The organism is Clostridium sartagoforme AAU1, assembly GCF_000401215.1.
GTDB classification, from domain to species: Bacteria; Bacillota; Clostridia; order Clostridiales; family Clostridiaceae; genus Clostridium; species Clostridium sartagoforme.
The window spans coordinates 1-9023 of record NZ_ASRV01000122.1 but is presented as its reverse complement, the minus strand read 5'-3'; the positions used below and the strand labels follow the sequence as shown (position 1 = coordinate 9023).

Annotated in this window: 9 protein-coding genes; all 9 read left to right on the top strand. The window is 25.4% G+C overall.

Going from position 1 to position 9023, the window contains the following annotated elements; translation table 11 throughout:
• Window positions 1–109 precede the first annotated feature (109 nt).
• Window positions 110–1183, top strand: a complete 1074-nt coding sequence (locus A500_RS09315; RefSeq protein ID WP_016207330.1) for an efflux RND transporter periplasmic adaptor subunit — start codon at window positions 110–112, stop codon at window positions 1181–1183.
• 1 nt (window position 1184) lies between these two features.
• Window positions 1185–1571, top strand: a complete 387-nt coding sequence (locus A500_RS21900) for an ABC transporter ATP-binding protein (protein WP_016207329.1) — start codon at window positions 1185–1187, stop codon at window positions 1569–1571.
• Window positions 1568–1864 (top strand): ATP-binding cassette domain-containing protein, encoded by a 297-nt coding sequence (locus A500_RS22070; protein ID WP_423219291.1) that lies wholly within the window; start codon window positions 1568–1570, stop codon window positions 1862–1864. Before A500_RS21900 ends, A500_RS22070 begins: the two co-directional genes overlap by 4 nt.
• A complete protein-coding gene (locus A500_RS09305; protein ID WP_016207328.1) occupies window positions 1854–3062 on the top strand; it encodes an ABC transporter permease in 1209 nt (402 codons plus the stop codon). The genes A500_RS22070 and A500_RS09305 overlap by 11 nt, the downstream gene beginning before the upstream one ends.
• 167 nt (window positions 3063–3229) lie before the next feature.
• On the top strand, window positions 3230–4387 hold the full coding sequence (locus A500_RS09300) for an MFS transporter (protein ID WP_016207327.1): 1158 nt from the start codon (window positions 3230–3232) through the stop codon (window positions 4385–4387).
• Window positions 4388–4763: 376 nt separating this feature from the next.
• Complete coding sequence (locus tag A500_RS09295; protein ID WP_016207326.1) at window positions 4764–6653, top strand: endonuclease MutS2; 1890 nt, start codon at window positions 4764–4766, stop codon at window positions 6651–6653.
• Window positions 6654–6885: 232 nt separating this feature from the next.
• Window positions 6886–7659: an EcsC family protein gene (locus tag A500_RS09290; RefSeq protein ID WP_016207325.1), complete on the top strand. Its 774-nt coding sequence runs from the start codon at window positions 6886–6888 to the stop codon at window positions 7657–7659.
• Between the two features lie 29 nt (window positions 7660–7688).
• The gene (locus A500_RS09285; protein ID WP_016207324.1) at window positions 7689–8066 is read left to right on the top strand and encodes a VOC family protein; all 378 of its coding nucleotides are present in this window, start codon (window positions 7689–7691) and stop codon (window positions 8064–8066) included.
• An 87-nt stretch (window positions 8067–8153) separates the two neighbouring features.
• The gene (locus A500_RS09280; RefSeq protein ID WP_016207323.1) at window positions 8154–8711 is read left to right on the top strand and encodes a nucleotidyltransferase domain-containing protein; all 558 of its coding nucleotides are present in this window, start codon (window positions 8154–8156) and stop codon (window positions 8709–8711) included.
• Window positions 8712–9023 lie beyond the last annotated feature (312 nt).

Here is a 9023-nt window from a genome sequence, read left to right as displayed (position 1 = left end):
AAAAAAGAAAGATATATATTTTGTAAAGGAATAAGAAAAGTAAAGAGTAGATCTAAAATATAGATTTACTCTCTTTATTTTAATAAGATATAAAACAAGGAGTAGTTATATGAAAAAAAAGCAAATAGTAATAGGTGTTAGTATATTTATAGTAGCTTTAATAGGAATTATTATTTCAGCATTATACGTTAAAAACAAATCAACTGTAAATAGTAATAAAGAAAGTAAGATTGATTATTTTGAAATAAAAGAAACTGGCGGCTTAAAGTTTAAAGGAAGCAGTATAATAAGTAAAGAACAGAAAATAATGTTGGATAAAAGTAATGGTGAGCTGAACGAAGTATTTGTTAAAGATGGACAATATGTAGAAAAAGATGTAGAACTTTTTAGTTATTATAATGAAGCTATTCAAGAACAAGTTGATGAGTTAAATAGGCAAATTAATTCATTAAATTCAAAAATTCAAAAAGAAAAAGAAAGAGTAAATAAGCTAGAAGCACTTAATAAAGAAGCACAAGCTAAAGAGGTTCAAGCAGCCTTAGATACAACAAATCAGATACAAAGTCCACAAACACAGCAAGTAGAAATAACTAGTATGGTTGATGAATTAACAGAAACTTTAAATGATACTATTTCTAAAAGAGATTCCTTAAATAATAAAGTTGTAAAAATTATAAAGGCAGAAATAAGTGGAAAAGTCTATATAAATAATGAAGATTTGACAAAAGAATATATGAGAATAATTTCAGAGGATTCCTTAATATATGCCCAAGCATCAGAATTTGATGTAGATAAGTTAAAATTAGATGATAAAGTAGAAGCAAAGATTATAAGCAATAACAAAAAAGTTATGGGAAAAATAATTAAGATTGAAGAAGTTCCAACAATGTCTTCAGATGGAAAATCTGCAGGATATGCATTTTATATTAAACCGGATGAAAGTATAAAAATAGGATTTAGCGTAGAATTAACAGTAAATCCAGAAGAAATTGCCATACCTAAAAGTTGTGTTATTGAAGAGTCAGGAAAAGTATATGTTAAGTTAGTTGAAGGTGAAAATAATAAAAAGATGGAAATAAAGGCAACTCTAAAGGATGACAACTACATACTTGAAGATAGTACTTTAAAGGTAGGAGATAAGATACTAATAAATCCTTCAGAAGATAGTAAGGAGGAAGTATAGTATGATAAAACTGAAGGGTATAAACAAGTACTATACTTCAGGAGATGAAAAGTTACATGCTTTAAAAAATGTGGATTTAGAAGTGAAAAAAGGAGAGTTTTTAGCTATAATGGGTCCATCAGGTTCTGGTAAATCTACTATGATAAAAATATTAGGACTTTTAGATAAGGATTTCGAAGGTAGTTATTTACTTGATGAAAAAGAAGTAAAAAGCCTTAATGATGATTTACTTAGTAATTTGAGAAATAAGAAAATAGGTTTTGTATTCCAAGATTTTAACTTAATAGATAGATTAACTATTAAAGAGAATATAGAGCTTCCAATGTTATATATGGGAAAAGGTATTAAAGAAACTAAAGATAAGGTAATTGAACTTTTAGGAAAATAAATTTATTAGATAAGATTAATAAATATCCTACTCAATTATCAGGAGGACAACAGCAAAGAATATCTATAGTTAGGTCTCTTGTAAATAATCCAGATATAATAATAGCAGATGAACCAACAGGAGCTCTTGATAGTAAAACATCAGGAGAAATAATTGAAATATTTAATGAGTTAAATAAAGAAGGAATAACAATTATTTTAATTACTCATGATATAAATATTGCCAAAAAAGCGAAAAGAATAGTGAAAATCTTTGATGGCAATCTTGAGGAGGTAGATACTAATGAAATTTAGAGTTTTAGTTTTTACAGCTTTAAGAAATTTAAACAGAAATAAGAAAAGATCTATTTTAACAATGCTTGGTATAATCATTGGAATAGCTTCTGTTATTACAATAGTAGCACTTGGACAAGGATATAAAAATAAAACTATTAAAGAGTTTACAGGAGAAACAGATGGAGCTGTTGTTCTTATGGCAACTTTTAGCCCAGAAACTTTCACTGAAGAAGTTTCAACAATGGAGTTTTTTAAGGACAAGCATAAAAGTGAAGTAGAAAATTTAGAATCAGTTGAATCAGTTGAATTTCAATATAGTAGTAATTCTCTTGGAGAATTTATACAAATGGATTTTAGAGGAAAAAACATTAATGCTATGATTAAACCAGTAGAAGAATTTGATGTAAGTGATGAGGTTTTTGGCAGAAATTTAACTAATAATGATGATCTTTTAAATGATAGAGTTATAGTAGTTGCAGAGCAAACCTTAAAGAATAATTTTGATAATATTGACGAGTTGGTTGGTGGAATAGCAACTATAAATGGAATAGCATTTGAAGTTGTTGGAATTAAAAAAGCTCCACCAGAAGAGGAGATAAGTTTTTTCGACATGGGTGGAGATATAAAAATTCCAAAGAAAACTTATGATAAATATTTCTCAGGCTTAAAAAAAGTAGAAGGATTAACTATTACTTTAAAAAAGGATAGTGATGTCAAAGCTAGTATAAAGGAAATAGAAAATACTCTAAATTCAATAGAAGGTAATGTAATAAAAGGTAAATATCAAATAATAGATACAAGTGGAGTAGTAAATTTATTAGGGGGAGTACTTAATACAATAACTATGTTTATAGCATCTGTAGCAGGTATTTCTTTATTTATAGCAGGAATAGGACTTATGAATATGATGTATACATCAGTTTCAGAAAGAACTAGAGAAATTGGAATAAAAAGAGCTTTAGGAGCAAGGAAAAAAGATATTAGAAAAGAATTTTTAATAGAAGGAATAGTAATTACAATGGTTGGTGGAGTAGTTGGATATATCTTAGGGATAATAATTGCTAACATAATATCCATGTACTTTAAACTAGTAATTACACCAAGTTTATTTACAAGCTTATTAGCAATAGGAATATCAATTATAATAGGACTTGCATCAAGTTTTATTCCAGCAAGAAAAGCATCAAATGCAAATACTGTAGATATACTAAAATAGAAAGTGGATTAATTCACTTTCTATTTTTGTTTTTAAATAATATAATATACTTATAGTTACTAGGAGGTATATTTATGTTTATTAGACCAATTTAACTTAATTCTAAATTCAAATTTTCACCTTTTTATAAAGGTTTATTTGTCATGTAATTTAGGAGGAAAGTTAAATTGAATAATAAAAGAAATATATATTTAATGTATATTATAGTATTCTTGCAGGGATTTGTATTTTATGGTCCAATTGCAACAGTATTTAGAGAAAATAGGGGGGTATCAATATATCAAATATTTTTGATTGAATCCATCTCTATGATTCTTATAATGTTGTTTGAAGTACCTTGGGGAATATTTGCAGATAAATTTGGATATAAAAAGACTTTAGTAATATCAAATTTTATATTTTTCATATCTAAAATAGTGTTTTTTAAAGCAAATTCGTTTTGGATATTTCTATTTGAAAGAATATTATTATCCATTTCAATATCGGGATTATCAGGTTGTGATACTGCTTTAATATATTTATCACTGGATAAAAATCAAAATAGTGAAAGAGTCTTTGGAAGATATGTATGGTTTTCTAATGTAGGGTTTTTACTTGGATCTATGATTTCAACTTATATAATTAATATATCAATTGATTTAACAGCTTATTACACTATTATCCCTTATGGAATAGCTTTTGGTGTATCTTTATTTCTTAAAAATATAACTGATGAAGTTACTAAAAAGGAAAATGTAAAAAATAAATTTAAATATAGTTTAAAACATGTAGCAGCTAATAAATATATAATAATATTTTTAGTTGGAATTTCTTTAGTCAAAGAAGTTGTTCAAAGTATAACTGTATTTTTAAATCAACAACAATATATTAAAAGTGGGATAGATATAAGATATTTTGGGATTTTATTAGTAGCAATTCAATTTATGAAATTAATATCAGTAAAGTCATATAAATTAAGTAATATGATAGGACAAATAAAATCAATAAATATGTTGACGATAGCTGTTTTTATAAGTTCATCTATATTAATAATCATAAGTAATGCAATATTAAGTTTTTTATTTGTATCAGTTATTTCTATTGGCATGGCAATAATGGAGCCAATGATTATAGATATAAAAAATAAGTCTATATCATCAGGAAATAGAGCTACTATTTTATCAATATATTCTATGATAGAAAGTATAACTTCATCGATTATAAATCCAATCATAGGTTTTGTATCTAACTCAGCTCTAGAAAATGGGTTAATAGCATGCAGTTTAATTAGCTTAGCTGCAATTATTTTAATTAGATATTTTAGAAAAATAAATATAGAAAATTAAAAATTGTTGACTATAAATTAATTCTAACATATATTATATTTAGATAGATTTTAAAATAAAGCGAGGTATTTTTGTGAGTGTCTAGTATCTAAAATAGTAATTTAATATTAATTCTAAAAATAGGGTGATATACCTTTATTTGTTATGGAATTAATAAAACTATTAATAGATACAAGTCCACGAATATGCTTTAAGGTGTTTTATATACCTTTATTAGTGTTGAGTTTAAAGCTGTGGAAGTATCCATGGCTTTTTTATTTTATATAGAATTACTTATTAATTTAAGTTTAAGATTTATAAAAGTATAAAAAACTATATTACTTAAAATCTATCTAGGTTTCGTAGACTTGTAAATAATACAAGGAAGGTTATTTATATGAATAAAAGTACACTAGAAAAATTACATTATTATAAATTAAAAGAAATTATTAAGGGGTATTGCGTTAGTGGTTTAGGTAAAGCCTTAATAGATAAGCTTGAGCCTAGTGATAATATGAAAATTGTAGAACAAAGATTAGAGGAAACATCAGAAGGAAGAAGATTACTAGATGCATCTTATCATATACCACTAGAAGGAATTTTTGATGTAGTACCACTTATTGAAAAGATTGATAAGGGGGCATCATTAGATCCAAGTGAGTTAGTAATGATATCTAACTTTTTAAGGGGATGTAGAAAAGTTAAATTATTTGTAAAAGATAAGGAAGGATATGCTAGAACATTAAGATCATATGGAGAAAATATTACAGATTTAAGTTATATAGAGGAAGAAATAAATAATTCAATTAAAGGTAGCGCTGTTGATTCAAATGCTAGTAAAGAGCTTAAAAAGATACGAAGGCATATTGATATTTGTGAAGGTAAAATAAAAGAAAGGCTTGAAAAATTCTTAAAAAATAGTACTAATAAAGAATATATTCAAGATAGTTTTATAAGCCAAAGAAATGGGAGATATACTATACCAATAAAGGCGGCTTTTAAGAATCAAGTTCAAGGAGCTATAATTGAAACTTCAACTAAAGGTTCAACTGTATTTATAGAGCCAAATATAATAACAAAATATACAACAGAACTTGCAACATTAAAGATAGAAGAAAGTATTGAAGAATATAGGATATTATCTACAATTACTGAAATGATTTATGAAAGAATGAGAGATCTGAAGATAAATATTGAAGTAATATCAGAATATGACATGATTTGGGCAAAAGCTAAATATAGTCGTGAAATAAATGCAATTAAGCCTAAAATAAATAATCATGGTTATATAAAGATAGTAAGAGGAAGGTATCCGTTAATTAAAGATGTAGTGCCTTTAGATTTTGAAATTGGAGAAGATTACAGAAGTTTAATAATTACTGGGCCAAATGCTGGTGGAAAAACTGTTGTGTTAAAGACAGTAGGACTTTTAACTTTAGCAGCTCAATCGGGATTTCATATAGGAGCAAAAGAAGGAACTGAAATATCTTTATTTAATAAAATATTTGTAGATATTGGAGATGATCAAAGTGTTGAAAATGCCTTAAGTACATTTTCTTCTCATGTTAAAAATTTAGCACAAATTTTAAAGGAAAGTAATAAATCGACTTTACTACTCTTTGATGAAATCGGAAGTGGAACAGAACCTAATGAAGGAGCAGCTCTTGCAATTTCTTTATTAGAAGAATTTTATCATAAAGGATGCATAACAATTGCATCTACACATTATGGGGAAATTAAAAATTTCTCAAAAGAACATCCTGATTTTGAAAATGCAGCTATGGAATTTAAAAAAGATACACTTGAACCACTATATAAGCTTTCAATAGGAAAATCAGGTGATAGTAATGCTTTATATATTTCAAGAAAGATGGGAATAGATGATAAGGTTATTGAAAAAGCAAGAAAATATATAGATTCTAAAGAATATAATTATGACTTAGTTAAAGAAAGTAAAGTTTCTAAAAAGAAAATTCAAAAGAATACAATTGAATATACTTCATATTCAATTGGAGATAAAGTTAGCCTTTTAGATAATAACAGAGAAGCAATAGTATATAAGGAAATAAATGAATTAAATAATATAACAGTATTCTATGATGATAAATTTATTGAAGTCAATTATAAAAGGTTGAAGTTAGAGATAAAGGCAGAAGAACTTTACCCAGAAGGATATGATTTAAATCAAATATTCATAAGTTATAAAGAAAGAAAACTTGAAAGAGATATTGAAAGAGGATCAAAAAAGGCTTTAAAGAAGATAAGAAAAGAGCATTTTGCTAATTAAAAATTCATAGTGTAGTTTATTTTATACTCCCATTTTAAGATTATAACCTTAAAATGGGAGTTTTTATGATAAGGAAGGCCTCGGAACATTAATTTTTAATTAGTAGTTAATTTTATACTTTCCTTCATTTGATTATTTATTATTTAAGTTATTAAGATAAATATTATATAAGTATATTAAAAAGGTATATAATAAAAATAAGATTAAAATATCTTAAAGGTAGTGATTAATAATGAAGAAAATAATAAATAGAGAATTAACTAAATTAAATAAAAAAGAAAATAAGTTATTAAATAAAAAGGAAAATAAGTTTATTAAAAGTAAAGTAGAACCAATTTCAGATAAGATAGAAGAAAAAATACCACAAAAGCTAAAGGATACATTAGAAAATGCTTTTTATAATGGATTTAAATTAGTGTTAGAAAAGGGAAGTAAGTATATAGAAAAACTATATGATAAAGATAAAATTCAATTAGAACACGATGTAAATAATTATTCACTAGATAAAAAGGTTACTAGAAAAAGTATAAATCTAATGGATTCTCAAGGGAAGAAAAGTAAGCTTATAAATTCAACTATCTCAACTATAGAGGGTGCCGGACTAGGAGCATTAGGCATTGGATTACCAGATATACCATTATTTATTGCTATGATATTAAAGACAATATATGAAATTACTTTAAGCTACGGCTTTGATTATGAGAGTGAAGCAGAAAAGATTTATATATTAAATTTAATAAATGTTGCCTTAACAAATGGTGAAGAAAAAATAATTTGTAATGAAGAGTTAAATGAAATTGAACATAAAATAGATTCTGATATGGAAATAAGTAAAGATTTAAACTTAGAACTTAGAAATACATCACAAGTATTATCAGAAAATTTATTAATGGCAAAGTTTATTCAGGGATTACCTATAATTGGAATTTTAGGGAGTATAACTAATTATAAAGTCATAAATAAAGTTAGTAAATATGCTAGAATTAGATATAAAGGAGATATTTAAATAAAAAGATAAGATGAGGAGAATTAAATATGAATATTAAGTTTGTTACAGTTACAGTAAAAAATTTGAAAGAAGCAATAAAATTTTATGAAGATATATTAAAACTAGAAATTGTAAGAGAATTTTCACCAATGGAAGGAACCAATATAGTATTTCTTAAAGGAGAAAGTTCAGTAATGTTAGAATTAATAGAATATGAAAATAAATCTATAGCAGGTAGCAATTCAAAAGTATCTATTGGATTTGAAGTTTTAGATTTAGATAACAAAATAAAAGAGCTAGAGGAAAAAGATATAAAAATTATTAGAGGACCGATTAAGACAGGAGGAGGGGAAAAGTTTATATTTATAGAAGATCCAAACGGAGTGGAAATAGAGATAATAGAGGGCTTTAGTATTAATGTCTAAGTTATTTAATGAAATTAATGGTGTACTAGAGTACTCAAAAGTACTTTAGTACTTTTTGAGTTCAGTTAAAAGATGATGGAGAGATATATGAATACAGAATTATTATGTAAAATTTCAGATGGATTAAATAAAATAGGATGCAATTGGGGAATTGGAGGCTCAGTTTTATTAAACTATCATGGATTAATAGAAAAGCCAAATGATATAGATATTTTAATTAATTCAAAAGACAGTGAAAAAGTAGTTGAATTTATGGAGAGAATAGGAAGTAAAGTAGAACTATCATCAAAAGAGCCATTCAAAACGGAAAGTTTCTTTGGATATAAAGTAGATGGAGTTATGGTAGAATTTATGGGGAATTTTAAGATAAATCTACGAGGTAATAAAATATATGAATTCATTTTAGACGATAAATCAATTGTCGATACCTTACTATTAGAAAATAGCAAAATAAATTTTACTTCTTTAGAAGATTGGTTTGTAGCATATATAGCAATGGATGATCCAAAGAAAAGAACTCCTTTAATAAAAGAATATTTCAAGATTAATGGATTAAAACATAAGGATTTATTACAAAGAAATTTAAAAAGGAATTTATCAGAGGATATTAATATATCAATAAAAGAAATTTTGTCACTAGATTAATTAATGTTTCTGTTATGATAATATTATAAACAGTATATTTTAATAAATGAATTAAAATATAAATAGTTTTGATGAAAAGGTAGATGTTGAGAATAAATAATTCTGTGTAGTTATTTATTCTCAACAATGCTATCTTTTTTATTGATTTCTTAGTTCTTTAAGCTGTTTTAGTAATTCTAAATATTTATTTTCTAATAATGCTTTTTTATTTAAATCATTTTCAAAGGATAATAAAGAAATAACTTCTGAAAGTTTATTTTCTAATATTAATATATTTTCTTTAAGAACTTTTTCATCTTTATCAACTTTTGG